Here is a 16478-nt window from a genome sequence, read left to right on the forward strand (position 1 = left end):
AGCGCCAACGATAAACCACCCGCTTCAGGAGCCCGCCCATGACCCTTCGCGTCGCCATCAACGGCTTCGGCCGCATCGGCCGCCTCGTCCTCCGCTCGATCGTCGAGCATGGCCGCACGGACATCGAGGTCGTGGCGATCAATGACCTGGGTCCGGTGGAGACCAACGCCCACCTGTTCCGCTATGACTCGGTGCACGGTCGCTTCCCCGGCACGGTGACCTCGGGCGAGGACTGGATCGACGTCGGCACCGGCAAGATCAAGGTCACGGCCGAGCGCGATCCCTCCAAGCTGCCGCACGCCGAGCTGAACGTGGACATCGCGTTCGAATGCACGGGCATCTTCACCTCCAAGGACAAGGCCTCGGCCCACCTGACCGCCGGCGCCAAGCGCGTGCTGGTCTCTGCCCCCGCCGATAACGCCGACAAGACCATCGTCTACAAGGTCAACCATGAGACCCTGACGGCCGACGACATCATCGTCTCGAACGGTTCGTGCACCACCAACGCCCTCGCCCCCGTCGCCCAGGTCCTGCATGACCTGTTCGGCATCGAGCGCGGCTACATGACCACCATCCACTCCTACACCGGCGACCAGCCGACGCTGGATACGATGCACAAGGATCTGTACCGCGCCCGCGCCGCCGCTCTGTCGATGATCCCGACCTCGACCGGCGCCGCCAAGGCTCTGGGCCTGGTCCTGCCGGAGCTGAAGGGCAAGCTGGACGGCTCCTCGATCCGCGTCCCGACCCCGAACGTCTCGGTCGTCGACCTGAAGGTCGTCGCCTCGCGCGACGTCACCGTCGAGGAAATCAACGCCGCGCTGCAGGCCGCCGCCGACGGCCCGATGAAGGGTGTTCTGGCCACGACCGTCGAGCCGCTGGTCTCGCACGACCTGAACCACATCGCGGCCTCCTCGACCGCCGCCCTGCCCCAGACCCAGGTCGTCGACGGCAAGCTGGCCCGTGTCCTGACCTGGTACGACAATGAGTGGGGCTTCGCCTCGCGCATGGCTGACACTGCGCTGGTGATGGCGAAGTTCCTCTAAGCCAAAACGTCTCCTCCCCGTCGCCGCCTGGCGATGGGGAGGGGGACCGCGAAGCGGTGGAGGGGCTATCGATCCACACACCGCGCCTGGGGTGAAGAACCCCTCCGTCACGGCGAAAGAGCGCCGCGCCACCTCCCCATCGCTGCGCGACAGGGAGGAGACAGGAGACAACGATGACCTTCCGCACTCTCGACGACGCCGGTTCGCTGGCCGGCAAGACCGCCCTGGTCCGCGTGGACTTCAATGTGCCGATGGAGGGGGGCAAGGTCACCGACGACACCCGCCTGCGCGTCGCCCTGCCGACGATCAACAAGCTGCGTGAGGCCGGCGCCAAGGTCGCGCTGCTGGCCCACTTCGACCGCCCCAAGGGCCAGGTCGTGCCGTCGATGAGCCTGAAGCCACTGGCCGGTCCGCTGGCCGAATTGCTGGGCGCCCCGGTCCACTTCGCCGAGGACTGCGTCGGTGGTCCGGCCCATGCGGCCATCGACGGTCTGGACGCCGGCGGCGTGGTCCTGCTGGAGAACGTCCGCTTCCACGCGGCGGAAGAGGCCAATGATCCGGAGTTCGCGACCAGCCTCGCCGAACTGGCCGACCTCTATGTCAACGACGCCTTCTCGGCCGCGCACCGCGCCCACGCCTCGACCGAGGGCGTCGCCCACCATCTGCCCGCCTATGCCGGCGAGTCGATGCGCCGCGAGCTGGAAGCGCTGGACGCCGCGCTCGGCAATCCGCAGAAGCCGGTGATCGGGATCGTGGGAGGGTCGAAGGTCTCGACCAAGCTCGATCTGCTCAAGAACCTGGTCGGCAAGCTCGACAAACTCGCCATCGGCGGCGGCATGGCCAACACCTTCCTGTTCGCACAGGGCGTGGATATCGGCGGCTCGCTGGCCGAGAAGGACATGGCCGACACCGCGCGCGAGATCATGGCCAATGCCGAGAAGGCCGGCTGTGAACTGCTGTTGCCCGTCGACGTCGTGATCGCGACCGAGGTCAAGCCGGGCGCCGACGCCCGCACCGTCAACGCGGGCGAGACCCTCTCCGCCGACGACAAGATCTTGGACGCAGGCCCGGAGACGGTTGCGAAGCTGAACGCCGCCATCGACGGCTCGAAGACCCTGATCTGGAACGGACCGCTCGGCGTGTTCGAGGTCCCGCCCTTCGACGCCGCCACCGTCGCCGCCGCGAAACACGTCGCGGACCAGACGAGGGCCGGCGTCCTGATCGCGGTCGCGGGTGGGGGCGACACGGTCGCTGCGGTGAATCACGCGGGGGTGGCCGACGACCTGACCTTCGTCTCCACGGCCGGCGGCGCCTTCCTGGAGTGGATGGAGGGCAAGCCCCTGCCGGGCGTCGAGGCCCTGCGCATCTGAGCGCGTGGCTTTGGGTCAGCGTGACGCGGCGTAAACCCTGTTACATGACGTGACTTTGTTGCGCTGCGGCGCTAGTCTCCCGCCAAAATAAAACGACTGACATCAGGGGACTACACAATGGCGCGCATCACGCTGCGGCAATTGCTCGATCACGCGGCCGAGAACGACTACGGCCTGCCGGCCTACAATATCAACAACATGGAGCAGGGCCTTGCGATTATGGAGGCGGCCCATGAGGTCAACGCCCCCGTCATCATCCAGGCCTCGCGCGGCGCCCGCAATTACGCCAACGACATCGTCCTGGCCAAGCTGATCGACGCCCTGGCCGAGCTCTACCCGAACATCCCGGTCTGTATGCACCAGGACCACGGCAACGGCGCCGCAACCTGCGCCACCGCCATCCAGTACGGCTTCACCTCGGTGATGATGGACGGTTCGCTGGAGGAAGACGCCAAGACCCCGGCCAGCTACGAATACAACGTCGACGTCACTCGCCGCGTCACCGAGATGGCCCACAGTTGCGGCGTCTCGGTCGAGGGCGAGCTCGGCGTTCTGGGTTCGCTGGAAACCGGCATGGGCGAGGCTGAAGACGGCCACGGCTTCGAAGGCAAGCTGGATCACTCGCAACTGCTGACCGACCCGGATCAGGCTGTCGACTTCGTCGCCGCCACCAAGGTCGACGCCCTGGCCATCGCCATGGGCACCTCGCACGGCGCCTACAAGTTCACGCGCAAGCCGGACGGCGACGTCCTGGCCATGAACGTGATCGAGGAAATCCACCGCCGCCTGCCCAACACCCACCTGGTGATGCACGGCTCGTCGTCGGTGCCGCAGGACCTGCAGGACATCATCAACGCCTATGGCGGCCAGATGCCCCAGACCTGGGGCGTCCCGGTCGAGGAAATCCTGCGCGGCATCAAGCATGGCGTGCGCAAGGTGAATATCGACACCGACAACCGTATGGCCATCACCGGCGCGATCCGGAAGGTCCTGGCCGAGAAGCCGGGCGAGTTCGACCCGCGCGCCTACCTGAAGCCGGCCAAGGAAGCCATGAAGAAGCTCTGCAAGGAGCGCTACATGCAGTTCGGCTGCGAAGGTATGGCCGACAAGATCACGCCGATGTCCACCGCCCAGATGGCCAAGCGCTATGCCTCCGGCGCCCTGGATCCGTCGTTCCGCGGCGCGGCCGTCAAGGCAGCCTGACAAGGTCAAGGGGCGGCTCGAAAGGCCGCCCCTTTTTCGTTCTAGACGGGGTAGCGGCCGCTGAGCTCGCGCCGTACCCGGCGAACCTCCCACTCGGCCTGCTCAAGCGCGGCGTTGGCGGCGTCGGCATCGCGGCGGGCGTCCCGGATTTCGCCCCGAACCTCCTGAATGCGATCGCGGATCTGCTGCCGCTGTTCATCCGTCAGGCCTTCGCCCCGCAACTCACGCTGTTTGGCGTCGAGCTTGTCCTCGCGATCCCGGATTCGGGCCACCGCGCTGTTCAGGGCGCTCGTCGCGGTTTCCACTGCCTCTTCAGCCCCGTGCAGCCGCAACCCGTCCTGATAGGCCGGCATGAAGGCTTCCTCTTCCTCGGGACGACAGACGCCGTGATAGGTATTGCCCGACCGTCCCTCGGCCCAGCCGCGATCGAAAGTGCAGTAGGTCCTGAGGCCCGCCTCGCGCGCCGAGCTGTAGACTTCCGGCTCCGGCGTCACCTGAAACTTGGCGCAGGCCTTGGCGTGGTCGTCCAGACGCGACATCGGATAGCCTGCCGCCCCGTCGGAATACCCCTTCTCCCCCCAGGCCCCGGCCAAGCATTCGTCCTCGCTCATGGTCGCGCAACTGCCCAGCAGCATGGCCCCAGCGAATACGCCGCCGACGATCAGAACCCTCTTCATTGGATGCCCTCCCCTTCCAAGCTTCACTATTGGACCAGCTTATGTCGCGTGCAAGCCGCGCCTCGTGCTAGGACACCCCGGTGTCCGAACCTGATCTGATTGACGAGGACGGCCTTCTCCCGACCGAAGTTCTGGAAGCGCGCATCGAGGCGTCCGGGATCCGGCTGGACAAGGCCTTGGCCGAGGCCTTCCCGACCCTTTCGCGTGCGCGTTTGCAGGCTCTCCTCGCCGAAGGGGCGGTCAGTCGGGAGGGCCTTGTCCTGGCCGGCGGCTCGGCAAAGGCCCAGCCCGGTCTCTACCGGGTCGCTTTGCCTCCCGTCGCCCCGGCCACGCCGCAGCCCGAGGTTATTCCCCTGACCGTCCTCTATGAGGACGCCGACCTGATCGTCATCGACAAGCCCGCCGGCATGGCCGCCCATCCGGCTCCGGGCTGCGAGACCGGCACCCTGGTCAACGCCCTGCTGGCCCACTGCGGGGACAGCCTGTCCGGCATCGGCGGCGTCGCCCGCCCCGGCATCGTCCACCGCCTCGACAAGGACACGTCCGGCGTCATGGTCGCCGCCAAGACGGACCGGGCGCACGCAGGCCTGTCCGCCCTGTTCGCGACGCACGACATCGAACGCACCTACATCGCGCTGACACGCGGCGCGCCCTCCCCGGCTTCCGGGCGTATCCAGACCCAGATCGGCCGGTCCTCCTCGGATCGGAAAAAGATGGCTGTGCTGCGCTCCGGCGGACGTGAGGCCATTACCGACTATGTAGTCCAACAGGCGTTCGCCGTTCCCACCAAGGCCGGCGCCGCGCCCCTCGCCGCCCGCGTCGCCTGCACCTTGCACACCGGCCGCACCCACCAGATCCGGGTCCATCTGGCTTCGAAGGGAGCGCCGATCCTCGGTGACGCCGTTTACGGCTCAGGCAGTCCCGCAGTGACGGTGCGGAATGCGATCTCCGAGGCCGGGCTGACCCGCCAAGCCCTTCACGCCGCGGTTCTCGGATTTGTTCACCCCGTCACCGGAGCGGCCCTGCGCTTCGAGACCCCCCTTCCCCCGGACATGGCGGCCCTTGAGGCTCTCCTCGCCGCGCTCTGAATAGACGCCTCATAGTCAGTCTTGATTAAATACGGACTGATCGCTATATAGCTCGTCGACCGGTGCAAGTGGCGCCAGGAACACGGTCACGCTTATGTGTGACAGTCCGCCCCTACAATGTGCGGAAACCCGTAGCTACTTGATTGGTTGAGGGGTGAGGGCCCGGCGCACATTCGGTGGCCGGAACCGGAGAGCCCGCTCGTTGATACGGGTCGGAGGGATCAGACTATGGCTGCACTGAAATCGATCGCGGTGATGTCGCCTGAACAGGGACTGTCGCGCTATCTCACGGAAATCCGCAAGTTTCCGATGTTGACCAAGGACGAGGAGTTCATGCTGGCCAAGCGCTGGTCTGAACACCAGGACGCCGAGAGCGCCCACCGCCTGGTCACCTCGCACCTTCGCCTCGTGGCCAAGATCGCCATGGGCTATCGCGGCTACGGCCTGCCGATCGGCGAAGTCATTTCCGAAGGCAATGTGGGCCTCATGCAGGCCGTCAAGAAATTCGACCCGGACAAGGGCTTCCGCCTGGCCACCTACGCCATGTGGTGGATCCGCGCCTCGATCCAGGAATACATCCTGCGCAGCTGGTCGCTCGTGAAGATGGGCACCACCGCGGCACAGAAGAAGCTGTTCTTCAACCTGCGCAAGGCCAAGAGCCAGATCTCGGCTTTCGAGGAAGGCGACCTGCATCCGGAGCACCTCTCGGCCATCGCCACCAAGCTGGGCGTGTCCGAGGAAGAGGTCACCAATATGAACCGCCGTCTCGGCGGCGACGCTTCGCTGAACGCGCCGCTGCGCGTGGACGGTGAAAGCGAATGGCAGGATTGGCTTGCCGACGACACGGCCGTTTCCCAGGAAACCGCCCTCGCCGACAACGAAGAGAAGTCGCTGCGCATGGGCCTGCTTCAGGAAGCGATGGGCGAACTGACGGATCGCGAGAAGCACATCCTGACCGAACGTCGCCTCAAGGATGATCCGGTAACCCTCGAAGAACTAGCCAGCCAGTATGGCGTCAGCCGCGAGCGCGTGCGTCAGATCGAGGTCCGCGCCTTCGAGAAGCTGCAGAAGGCCATGCGCGCCGCCGCTGAAGAGCGGAACCTCGTCGACGCCTGACCGCCGACCGCACCTGAAAGAAAAGCCCGGCTCGCGAGCCGGGCTTTTTTGATTTCAGGAGGCCCGCGCCAGCTGCTCGGGCTCGTGCAGCGCCAGAAGCCCGCCGATCGGCTGGGCGAGCGCCGCCTTGGTTGGCATTCCTGCCGCCAGCAAGGCTTCGAGGCCCGCCGCGGCAATCGCCAGCTTCGCGTCGGACGTCTTGATGGCCAGAGCCTTCAGGGTCTCGGCCTGCTGACGGGCCGCTCTCACGGCTTGCGTCGGGTCGTTGTCATACTGCGCCAGTGCGGCGGCCAGGATCCGCATCGCCTGGTCCTTGACCGCAAGAGCAGCGGCAGCGCCTGAGGCCGGCTTGTCCTGTTTGCGCTTCTGCGGCCCGGCGTATTCGCCCGAGTTGAACCGGCGCCGGTCCGGCCCGACATAGGCGACACCCTCGATCCAGTCACGCGGCTTCAGGGCCACATTCTCGACACGGCGGAACAGATCCGACGCCGTGAAAGGCTTGCGCAGGAATTCATGCACGCCGCAGTCACGTGCGCCCTTGATGGAGCTCGCGGTCGCCTCCGCCGTCACCATGATGACCGGAGCTCGACGGCTGGCCAGGTTTGACCGGCGAAGCTTGCGCGTGAAGCCTTCGCCGTCCAGGCGCGGTCCGGCGCGCTCGGTGAAGATCAGGCCCGGCTCGATCTCCCGGATGGAATCCATGGCGCGCAGTTCGTCGGTCTCGTGGACCACTTCCCGCGAGCCGAGACTTTTCATGAGGTCGAGCAGCAGACGGGCGGCCGCCAGATTCGGATCGATCACCACCACCCGCTGGATGGTCGGCGCGATACGAGCAAGGGTTTTGGCGTCGGCTGCAAACAAGGGGACACTCCGCGATAGAGCGTTATCCCTAACTGCTTCCGGTTAAGGCCACGTTGAACCGTCGAGCCTTTTCGCCCTAACCCAAGAAGGGGTCGCGGACCAGAATGGTGTCGTCCCGTTCGGGGCTGGTGGACAGGATGGCGACCGGCGCGCCGATCAGTTCCTCGATGCGACGCACGTATTTGATCGCATTGGCGTTCAGGTCCTTGAAGCTACGAACCGAGGCCGTGCTTTCGCTCCAGCCTTCCAACTCCTCGAACACCGGCTCGGCCGCCGCCTGGGCCTTCAGGCTGGACGGCAGATAGTCCAGAACCTGCCCGTCGATCTTGTAACCGACGCAGATTTTCAGCGTCTCAAGCCCGTCCAGAACATCCAGTTTGGTCAGGGCGATGCCGTCGATGCCGTTGATGGCCACCGACTGACGCACCAGGACGGCGTCGAACCATCCGCAGCGACGGGCGCGGCCCGTATTGACCCCGACTTCGCGACCCACGGTCGCCAGATGCTCGCCGACCTCGTCGAACAGTTCGCAGGCGAAAGGCCCCTCGCCGACGCGGGTCGTATAGGCTTTCACGATGCCCAGCACATAGCCGACGCCCTTGGGTCCGATGCCGGAACCCGCCGCGGCCTGACCGGCCGCAGTATTGGAGCTGGTGACATAGGGATAGGTGCCGTGATCGACGTCCAGGAAGGCGCCCTGCGCGCCCTCGAACAGCACGCGCTTGCCGGCGCGCTGGGCCTGATCGAGCACCCGCCAGGCCGGCTGGGCGTAGGGCAGGATCTTGGGTGCGATCTCCAGCAACTGGGCCAGCAGCGCTTCCGGATCAATCGGTTCCAGACCCAGTCCGGCGCGCAGCGGATCGTGGTGCGAGCGCAGCCGGTCGATCTTGACCTTCAGGTCTTCTTCGTTGGCCAGGTCACAAACCCGGATGGCGCGACGGCCGACCTTGTCTTCATAGGCCGGACCAATGCCCCGGCCGGTGGTGCCGATCTTGGCGCCCGGCGCGCTGGCTGCAGCCTCACGGGCGACGTCCAGTGCGGGATGGATTGGCAGGATCAGACACGCGTTGTCGGCGATGGTCAGGATGCCGGGATTGATCGAAATCCCTTGCGCCTCAATCTTCTCGATCTCACCGACCAGATGCCAGGGATCGACGACCACGCCGTTTCCGATGATCGAGGGCTTGCCCTGCACCACGCCCGAGGGCAACAGCGCCAGCTTGTAGACCTTGCCGTCCACGACCAGGGTGTGGCCCGCGTTATGACCGCCCTGGAACCGCACGACCATATCGGCCCGGTTCGACAGCCAGTCGACGATCTTGCCCTTGCCCTCGTCGCCCCATTGGGCGCCGACCACTGCAACGTTCGCCAAAACCGTCTCTCCGCACATGCCTGTAATGGGCGGGCGCAGCCTATAGCGGGGGAATCGGCGAATGTCGTCCCGGTCGGGACGTTTTATCTCACGGGCAGTTCGCTGACCGCCGTCTCAAACGCCCATTCCAGCCAGGGCGCCGCTGCGATTACATCCGCCGTCTCGACCGTGCAGCCGCACCACAGGCGTAGTCCCGGAGGCGCATTGCGGTGCGGTTCCATGTCGAATACCGCCGCCTCGCCTTCCAGTAAGGCCTTGAACCGCAAGACAAAAGCCTTCCGGGCCTTGTCGTCCAGGGCCGCGACGCGCGCATCGGTGAACTTCAGGCAGACCGAGGTAGTCGAGCGGATGTCCCGTCGATCCGGCAGGAAGGCTATCCAGTCGGTTTTCTCGACCCAAGCCTCCAGCGCCGCATAGTTGGCGTCGGTCCGGCGGATAAGCTCTGTCAGGCCGCCCGCGCCCTCTGCCCATTCCAGCGCATCGATCCAGTCCTCAATGGTCAGGATAGAGAAGGTATTGATCGCGACCCCGTCGGCCAGCGATCGGTCAAAGCCCTTACCGTCTGTGATCCGCAGTACCTTGGGGATCGGTCGATCCGGCTTGAAGCCGTCCAGCCGCGCCACTGCACGCGGCGACAGGACCATCACCCCGATGCCCGCCTCGCCGCCCAGCGCCTTCTGGAACGAGAAGGTCACGACATCCAGCTTGTCCCACGGCAGAGGCATGGCGAAGGCGGCCGAGGTGGCGTCACAGATCGCCAGACCCTCACGATCGTCCGCGATCCAGTCGCCGTCCGGCACGCGCACGCCCGAGGTCGTGCCGTTCCAGGGGAAGACGACATCCTTGGACCAATCGACCTTCGACAAATCCGGCAGCTCGCCCCACGACGCCGTCAGGGCCTTGGGGTCCAGCCCCAGATGGGTCTTCACATCCGCCAGCCAGGTCAGGCCGAAATTCTCATAGGCGACGACCTGGACCGGCCGCTCACCCAACATACCCCACAACGCCGCTTCGACCGCGCCCGTATCCGATCCCGGGGTGTAGAGCATCACATGGCTCTCCGGGACCTCAAGCACTGTTCGCGTCAGCCGCAGGCCATGGGCGAACCGCTCGACCACCTCCGGCGCGCGAATGCCGCGTCCCAGCAGGTCGGCGGGAAGACCGCCCAAGCTGTATCCCGGACGTTTCGCGGTAGGCCCCGAACCGAACCAGGGACGGGCAGGCTTGGCGGAAGGCTTGGTCATCATCAGTCCCGGAAAGGCCGCATCGGGCCCTCGTCACGCCGCTTCTGGGCGAGTTTGGTCAGAGCCTCGTCCTCGCCTTCCGGCAAGGCGATCATCAGCTTGGCCAGCAGGTCGCCACGCTTGCCATTGGCGAAGGCGCCGCGTCCCTTGAGGCGCAGCACCTTGCCCGAGGTCGAACCCTTGGGGATGGTCATGCTGACGGTGCCTTCCGGCGTCCTGACCGGAATCTTGCCGCCGAGCACCGCATCGTAAAGCGACACTGGCTGGTCCATCGTCAGATCGGCGCCATCGACCTTGAACACTGGATGCGCCGAGATTTTCAGCTCGATCAGGGCGTCACCCGCCGGGCCGCCGCGGCCGGGCGCCCCCTGCCCCTTCAGCCGGATTGTTTGGCCATCTCCCGCACCCTTGGGGATGGCCACGTCGAGGGTGCGGCCATCCGAAAACTGAATCCGCCGCGTGGCGCCCGTGATCGAGTCTTCCAGACTGATATCCAGAGTCGCGCGGACGTCCGAGCCCTTGCCGTTGAACGGCGACCGTCCACCGGCCTTGGCTCCACCGCCACCGAAACGGCCGAACAGTTCTTCCAGATCGATGTCGTCGAAACTGGCCCGTCCACCCGAACCGCCCGCGCCGGCGCCGGAAAACCCGCCGAAGCCGGAGAATCCGCCCGGGCCCGCGCCGCCGGCACGACCGCCGCCGAACCCGGCGTACTGCTCACGTCCGTCAGCGTCGATCTGACCCTGGTCGTATTTGGCGCGCTTCTCGGCGTCGCCCAGCAGATCGAAGGCGGCGGTAATCCGCTTGAACCGCTCCTCGGCCGCCTTGTCACCGGGATTTTTATCGGGGTGCAGTTCTTTGGCCAGCTTGCGGAAGGCCTTCTTGATCTCGTCCGCGCTCGCGCCCCTCGAAACGCCAAGTTCCTTGTAGGGATCGCCCGCCACGTCTGCACCGCTCCACCGAGATCGGCCCGACACACTACGCGCCGAGCCCGAAAGGGAAAGCCGTCAGTTAAGGCATGGACGCGTCAAAGCAATGGGTTTCAGACGGGAAGGGCCGCGACAGCTTCGACGCCCCATCCAAAAACCTCCCCCGCTTGGGCGACGGCGATCCGCACATCCGGCCCGGGACCACTCGGAAAGTCCTCACCGACGGCGCTCGTTCCATAGATCGCTGTGGCCGCGCTCGTCTCCCAGCTCCGGATGACGACATCTCCGTCCAGCACCCGAACCCTGAACCGCACCGGATCCACCCCGATGTCCCGGTCCCAAATATCTCCATTGAGCCGGGATCGCACGATCCAGTTGATGTCGAACCCCGTCGCGCCAAAGCTCACCCTCAGATGGGCGGGACTCCAGGGACGATGGAATAGCCCTCGCAGAGTGACCGCCCGCTCGGACACACCGGCGCCGCCGGGAGGGCCGCCCGCAGGTCCAGCCCTCCAGATCATCGGCAATCCGACCTCGCTCAACGAGAGAGAGGCCCGGCTCGCCGCCTCGTCCAGAAACACCACCAGACCGCCAACCTCCGATCCGATCGCCATCTCCGCATCCGTTCCCTGCTGAGCCCGCAACAGGCCCGTCAGCTTCCAGACGCCTTGGCCGACCAGTTCGGCGGACCGGAACTGAACGATCTCCCAGCTATCGGCCGCCTGAACCGCGACCGCATTGGCTCCGCCCAGAACCGGCGCTTCACCCATGCTGGCCGGCGCTTCACCCTCTACCCGAACGGTGATTGCATGGATCTCGTCCCAGCGGCCCACGATCCCGGGAGCCAACGGCTCGGTCAGAAGCCCGACCCGCGCCGGCGACGTCGCCTCGCCGCGCGCCGTCAGCCCGTCGACCGCTGCTCCCGCGACCACCTGCATCGGTCGCCACGGATCGGCGGCGACCGCCACCACCGGCCGCGGATCGCTTTCCCCTCCCGGTAAGGGCGGCAGGTCCAGAACGGCGAGCAATGGCGGTCCAAAGGCTGCGGGGGCGTCAGCGGTTCGCCAGTGCTCGATCACATCAGACGTCTCGACCGCCGACGCCCGGACCAGAGTCATCGCCGAACTTTCGTCGAGGGTAACTTGCTCGATCCGCCAGTCGCCCTCTTCGCCCTCGAGTTGGATCAAATCGCCCGTTTCCAGTCCCAACGCTTCAAGCGGCCCCGGCGCGAAGGTCAACCGTTCCGCTTGCTCTCCGCTCAAGGCCTCTCGCGCCATCCGGCCCGCCAGACCGGCGCCGCAAACCGCCGGCAGGACCAGGTCGACAGAGCCGCCAGCCTCGCCCTCATCGCTTCTGACTGTGACGGAGCCGGTCTGATATTCCGCGCTCTCGTCAATGAACCGTACACGGGCGGCCGAAGGCGTCGCCTCCATCTCTCGCTTGCGAGTCATCGCCGCGCCATCATCCGGCAAGGCCAGGGCGTCGAGGGTCAGCATCGTCACCGGTGCCTCCTCGCCAACCAGGGCGATTCTCCCGTCGCGCTCAGCCGCCGTCATCCCGAAGGCGGCCAACAGCGGCTCCAGCGCGTCGCGAGTCCGCATCGTCCTGTCGATCACATAGCCCCGCACCGATGATCTCACCGGCCCGATGTGGAAGTCGACATCATCCAGCCCGCCGCGGTGCAGGATCCGCCCCCAGCCTCAGGCCCAGTCTCAGCATCGCCAGCACCTCGCCCGGATTTCTCCAGGCGCAAAACTCATCGGCCCAGGCGCCGTGGAACTGCGGCCCGCGCAAACTCTCCGGATCCTCGGCCGAAAAGGCGAAAGCCCGCGCCCCGCTCGGCCAGATCAACAGCCGCCGGCTGGAATGGTATGTCGGCCGGTCGCCCGGCGCCGCGACCGCTCTCAGCCCCGACGGCCCCTCGATCATCACCTCGCGCACATCGTGCAGGGTCGGCCCGACCAAGGCCAGCCGCGCCCCCTCCACTGCCCGACGGTTCAACCATTCGGCGCCCGCCCGGGTCTTGCCCGCCCCGCGGCCTCCGAGAAAAAGCCAGGTCGTCCAGTCACTCTCCGGCGGCGTCTGCGCCGGACCGCGCCAGCCGTTCCAGTCCCGCTCGATCCGGTCCAAATCTTCCGCACGCGGGACATTGGTCCACGCCTTCCAACTCGAGCGCGGTTGCAAGAGCATCCAGCCGGGCCAGGAACTGGTCGCGAAGATGCTGCTCGCTCTTGGCGTCGAGTCCTTCATGCCGAATTCCGTTGTCGCTGTGAGGAGCCGCCGACGCCAGGCCGTCGATGGCCTTGGCGATGGTCGTCACCGCTCGCGCCGTGCGTTCCATCTCTTCGAGCGGCGCTCCGCCGGCCTCGACCAGCCGTAGCTGCAGGTCGCGCCTCAGGGCTTCGACGTCCATCCCCGCCGCGTCCCCTTTTCCGTCCATGCCCAAACTATAGCGGACCAGCGCCCTCAGGCGGGTTCAGCGGCTCGAGAAAATCGCAAACCCGGGCCCGCCTTGGGATTGCACGCGTCAATCATGCGGGTTCGCCGGATCGGGCGCCCCTTTCGCGGCCTGGACGCCGCGTTCGACGTCCCACTCGGGCGCAGCCAGCTCCACGGCGTCGTCGGGATCGGCCAGATCCAGTTCCGAGATCGTCTGACCGCGCACCGACACCCCCGCGTTATGCACGCTCTCCGGATCGCCCGAGACCAGCGGATGCCAGTTCGCCAGCCCCCGCCCTTCGTTGATCCGGCGATAGCCGCAGGACTTCGGCATCCACTTCAACGCCTCGATGTTCCAGGGCGTCAGCTTGATGCAGTCCGGCACATGCTCCTTGCGGTTCGCATAGTCGGTGCAGGTGCATTTCTCGCTGTCGAACAGCCTGCAATGCACCTTGGTCGCGAAGACATCACCGGAATCCTCGTCCTCGAAACGGATCAGGCAGCACAGCCCGCAGCCGTCACAAAGGCTCTCCCACTCCTCGCGGGTCATCTGCTCCAGACGCTTGGTCTGCCAGAAGGGCTTGGTTGCCGGGTCGGTACGCTCTACATCCACGCCCTCCCCTAAGGCCTGATCGGCTGAGGAGGAAGTGCTTCGCACTTCCGCCGATGTCGTGAATCAGGCCTTTCCACTATGCTGGAGCGCGATCCCGCCCGAAAACCGGTCCCACTTTTCGGGACCGCGCTCCTGCCTTCCCCGCTCCCGAAAGCACCCATGGCCGCTCGCCCGCCTCTCGTTTCGCTCAACGACGTCCGTCTGCAGGACGGTCAACGGCCGCTCTTCGACGGGGTCAACCTCGCCATCGAGCCGCGCACCCGGTCCTGCCTCGTCGGCCGCAACGGCGCTGGCAAGTCGACCCTGATGAAGGTCGTCATGGGCCTGATCGAGCCCGATTCCGGTACGCGCTCGGTCCAGGGCGCCGTTAAGTTCGCCTATGTGCCGCAGGAACCGCTGATCGCCGGCGACACCCTGCTGGACTACGCCACCTCCAACGACGCCGAGCACTGGACCGCCGAGGCCTGGCTCGAAACCTTCGGCATGGACCCGCACAAGTCGACCAAGGGCCTGTCCGGCGGTGAAATCCGCCGCGCCGCCCTGGCCAAGGCCTTCGCCGAGGAGCCCGACCTGCTCCTGTTGGACGAGCCGACCAACCACATGGACATCCTGGCGATCGAGCTGCTGGAAAAAGAGATCATCGCCGCCCGCTGCGCCGCCCTGATCGTCTCCCACGACCGCGCCTTCCTGAACCGCGTCACCCAGTCCTGCCACTGGCTGGACAACCGCCAGGTCCGCACCCTGAACAAGGGCTTCGACGCCTTCGACGAATGGGCCACCAAGGTTCAGGAAGAAGAAGCCGTCGCCTTCCAGAAGCTGACCAAGACCATCGAGCGCGAGACCGCGACCTTCTACAGCTCGATCACCGCCCGCCGCAGCCGCAACGAGGGCCGCGCCCGTTCTCTGGACGCCCTGCGCGCCGAACGCGCGGAGCAGGCCAAGGACCGGCCCCGCGAGATGTACCTCGGCGTCGATTCCGGAAGCACCTCCGGCAAACTGGTCGCCGACCTCAAGGGGATCACCAAATCCTTTGGCGACCGCGTGGTCATCAAGCCCTTCACCAGCCGCATCATCCGCGGCGACCGCCTCGCCATCGTCGGCCCGAACGGCGCCGGCAAGACCACCCTGGTCAAGATCATGCTCGGCGAACTGGCCCCGACCGAGGGCACAGTCAAACTCGGCGCCAGCCTTGAGACCGTCTACCTCGACCAGTCCCGCGAAGGCCTGAAGTCGGACATGACCCTGTGGGACGCCATGACGCCCGGCGGCGGCGACAGCATCATCGTGCGCGGCATCTCCAAGCACGTCGCCGCCTATGCCAAGGACTTCCTCTTCACCGAGGCCCAGTTGCGCCAGCCGATCTCGACCCTGTCGGGCGGCGAGCGCAACCGCCTGCTGCTGGCTCTGGCCCTGGCCAAGCCCGCCAATATGCTGGTCCTCGACGAACCGACCAACGACCTCGACATGGACACCCTCGACAAGCTCGAGGAGCTGCTTGAGCAGTACGACGGCACCCTGATCCTGGTCAGCCACGACCGCGACTTCGTCGACCGCCTCGCCACCTCGACCATCGGCATGAACGGCCGTGGCGACATCGTCGAGACCCCCGGCGGCTGGACCGATTTCATCGGCCAGAACCCGGATTTTCTGAAGCAGATCGCGGAGGGCCGGGCCGGGTCGCCCGCCGCGCCTGCCCCGGCGCCCGCTCCGGCCGCCAAACCGGCAGCGCCCGCCGCCAAGGGCAAGATGTCCTTCAAGGACACCCACCGCCTCAAGGAACTGGACGCCCTGATCCACGAGCTGCCCGACACCATCAAGGCCCATCAGATCCGTCTCGACGACGTCAACTTCTACTCCCGCGACCCCGCCGGCTTCGCCTCGACCATGAAGGCCCTCGAAGCCGCCCAGCAGAAGCTGGCCGACGCCGAAGAAGAATGGCTGGCGCTTGAGGAGAAGCGTGAGGCTCTGGCGGGCTAGACATTAAATTCGGCGCTTATCCACCGCCCCGCTTGCGGCGTTAAGAATCATGACAATCCAGTGACATCAGCAACTTCCTTGCGTCGAAGCTGATTTATCCCCCAGCTTCGGCCAAATCTGTCCCCCGTTCGATCCACATCTACCGTGTTCAGACCTATTGCTGGATCTTGGGTTTGGAGCGAGCTTGATCAGGCCGAGGGACACGGCGGCGCGGAAATCCGGTGAGAACCGGGGCTCAAGCGGGTCGGTCCGGCTCTCTGACCAGACGGTCTTCCACTGGCGCCCTCGGGCGACGAAGCGAGACGGGACGGCAGGATCCAGGCTCTGAAGGGCGGAACCGCTTCGGCGGGAAGGCCCGGCAAGGGAACCGGATCGGGATCGATGAACGACGGCGGGGACGCAATCCTCGACGGACCGGCATCGGACAGGAGCCGCCAGGATACAGCTGACCATCTCCGGGGCTTGCCTCGCGGATGCTGAAGCCAGGGCCCTGAACCTCAATGGCCAAGTCCAACCCGGACTTGGTGAGGGGACGAAAGCGAC

Annotated in this window: 15 protein-coding genes; 6 read left to right on the forward strand and 9 right to left on the reverse strand. The window is 66.2% G+C overall.

The genetic code is table 11. The features are described from left to right. Positions 1-38 precede the first annotated feature (38 nt). The 3 genes from gap (at position 39) to fba (ending at position 3619) form a co-directional block, all read left to right on the forward strand. Positions 39-1046: a type I glyceraldehyde-3-phosphate dehydrogenase gene (gap, locus tag AC07U0_RS06935; protein ID WP_494719304.1), complete on the forward strand. Its 1008-nt coding sequence runs from the start codon at positions 39-41 to the stop codon at positions 1044-1046. 173 nt (positions 1047-1219) lie between these two features. Beyond that, positions 1220-2416: a phosphoglycerate kinase gene (locus tag AC07U0_RS06940; protein ID WP_494719305.1), complete on the forward strand. Its 1197-nt coding sequence runs from the start codon at positions 1220-1222 to the stop codon at positions 2414-2416. Between the two features lie 117 nt (positions 2417-2533). Next, complete coding sequence (gene fba, locus AC07U0_RS06945; RefSeq protein WP_494719306.1) at positions 2534-3619, forward strand: class II fructose-bisphosphate aldolase; 1086 nt, start codon at positions 2534-2536, stop codon at positions 3617-3619. A 41-nt stretch (positions 3620-3660) separates the two neighbouring features. Here fba and AC07U0_RS06950 read toward each other — a convergent pair whose 3' ends face one another. Beyond that, positions 3661-4296: a DUF2799 domain-containing protein gene (locus AC07U0_RS06950; protein ID WP_494719307.1), complete on the reverse strand. Its 636-nt coding sequence runs from the start codon at positions 4294-4296 to the stop codon at positions 3661-3663. Between the two features lie 80 nt (positions 4297-4376). On the opposite strand from AC07U0_RS06950, the gene AC07U0_RS06955 reads away from it, so the two are divergent. Beyond that, positions 4377-5384, forward strand: coding sequence for an RluA family pseudouridine synthase (locus AC07U0_RS06955; protein ID WP_494719308.1), 1008 nt, complete (start codon positions 4377-4379; stop codon positions 5382-5384). Between the two features lie 228 nt (positions 5385-5612). Continuing rightward, positions 5613-6500: an RNA polymerase sigma factor RpoH gene (gene rpoH / locus AC07U0_RS06960; RefSeq protein ID WP_492033760.1), complete on the forward strand. Its 888-nt coding sequence runs from the start codon at positions 5613-5615 to the stop codon at positions 6498-6500. 54 nt (positions 6501-6554) lie between these two features. Here the strand turns inward: rpoH and AC07U0_RS06965 are convergent, their stop codons facing one another. From AC07U0_RS06965 to AC07U0_RS07000, 8 genes are all read right to left on the reverse strand, one after another. Then, positions 6555-7361 (reverse strand): response regulator, encoded by an 807-nt coding sequence (locus AC07U0_RS06965; protein ID WP_494719309.1) that lies wholly within the window; start codon positions 7359-7361, stop codon positions 6555-6557. A gap of 76 nt (positions 7362-7437) precedes the next feature. Beyond that, positions 7438-8733, reverse strand: coding sequence for an adenylosuccinate synthase (locus AC07U0_RS06970; protein WP_494719310.1), 1296 nt, complete (start codon positions 8731-8733; stop codon positions 7438-7440). A gap of 83 nt (positions 8734-8816) precedes the next feature. Then, positions 8817-9980, reverse strand: a complete 1164-nt coding sequence (locus AC07U0_RS06975; protein ID WP_494719311.1) for a phosphoserine transaminase — start codon at positions 9978-9980, stop codon at positions 8817-8819. After that, the gene (locus AC07U0_RS06980) at positions 9980-10921 is read right to left on the reverse strand and encodes a DnaJ C-terminal domain-containing protein (protein WP_494719312.1); all 942 of its coding nucleotides are present in this window, start codon (positions 10919-10921) and stop codon (positions 9980-9982) included. The genes AC07U0_RS06975 and AC07U0_RS06980 overlap by 1 nt, the downstream gene beginning before the upstream one ends. Positions 10922-11019: 98 nt before the next feature. Next, positions 11020-12507, reverse strand: coding sequence for a phage tail protein (locus AC07U0_RS06985; RefSeq protein ID WP_494719777.1), 1488 nt, complete (start codon positions 12505-12507; stop codon positions 11020-11022). A gap of 61 nt (positions 12508-12568) precedes the next feature. Next, on the reverse strand, positions 12569-13090 hold the full coding sequence (locus AC07U0_RS06990; protein WP_494719778.1) for a terminase large subunit domain-containing protein: 522 nt from the start codon (positions 13088-13090) through the stop codon (positions 12569-12571). Then, entirely contained in the window at positions 12972-13319 is a 348-nt protein-coding gene (locus AC07U0_RS06995; RefSeq protein WP_494719787.1) for a hypothetical protein, read from the reverse strand. Before AC07U0_RS06995 ends, AC07U0_RS06990 begins: the two co-directional genes overlap by 119 nt. A 114-nt stretch (positions 13320-13433) precedes the next feature. Continuing rightward, the gene (locus AC07U0_RS07000; RefSeq protein ID WP_494719313.1) at positions 13434-13958 is read right to left on the reverse strand and encodes a YcgN family cysteine cluster protein; all 525 of its coding nucleotides are present in this window, start codon (positions 13956-13958) and stop codon (positions 13434-13436) included. 159 nt (positions 13959-14117) lie between these two features. On the opposite strand from AC07U0_RS07000, the gene AC07U0_RS07005 reads away from it, so the two are divergent. Next, positions 14118-15935, forward strand: a complete 1818-nt coding sequence (locus tag AC07U0_RS07005; protein ID WP_494719314.1) for an ABC-F family ATP-binding cassette domain-containing protein — start codon at positions 14118-14120, stop codon at positions 15933-15935. The last annotated feature ends 543 nt before the right edge of the window (positions 15936-16478 follow it).

The organism is Brevundimonas sp. GW821-FHT02A10, assembly GCF_059422025.1.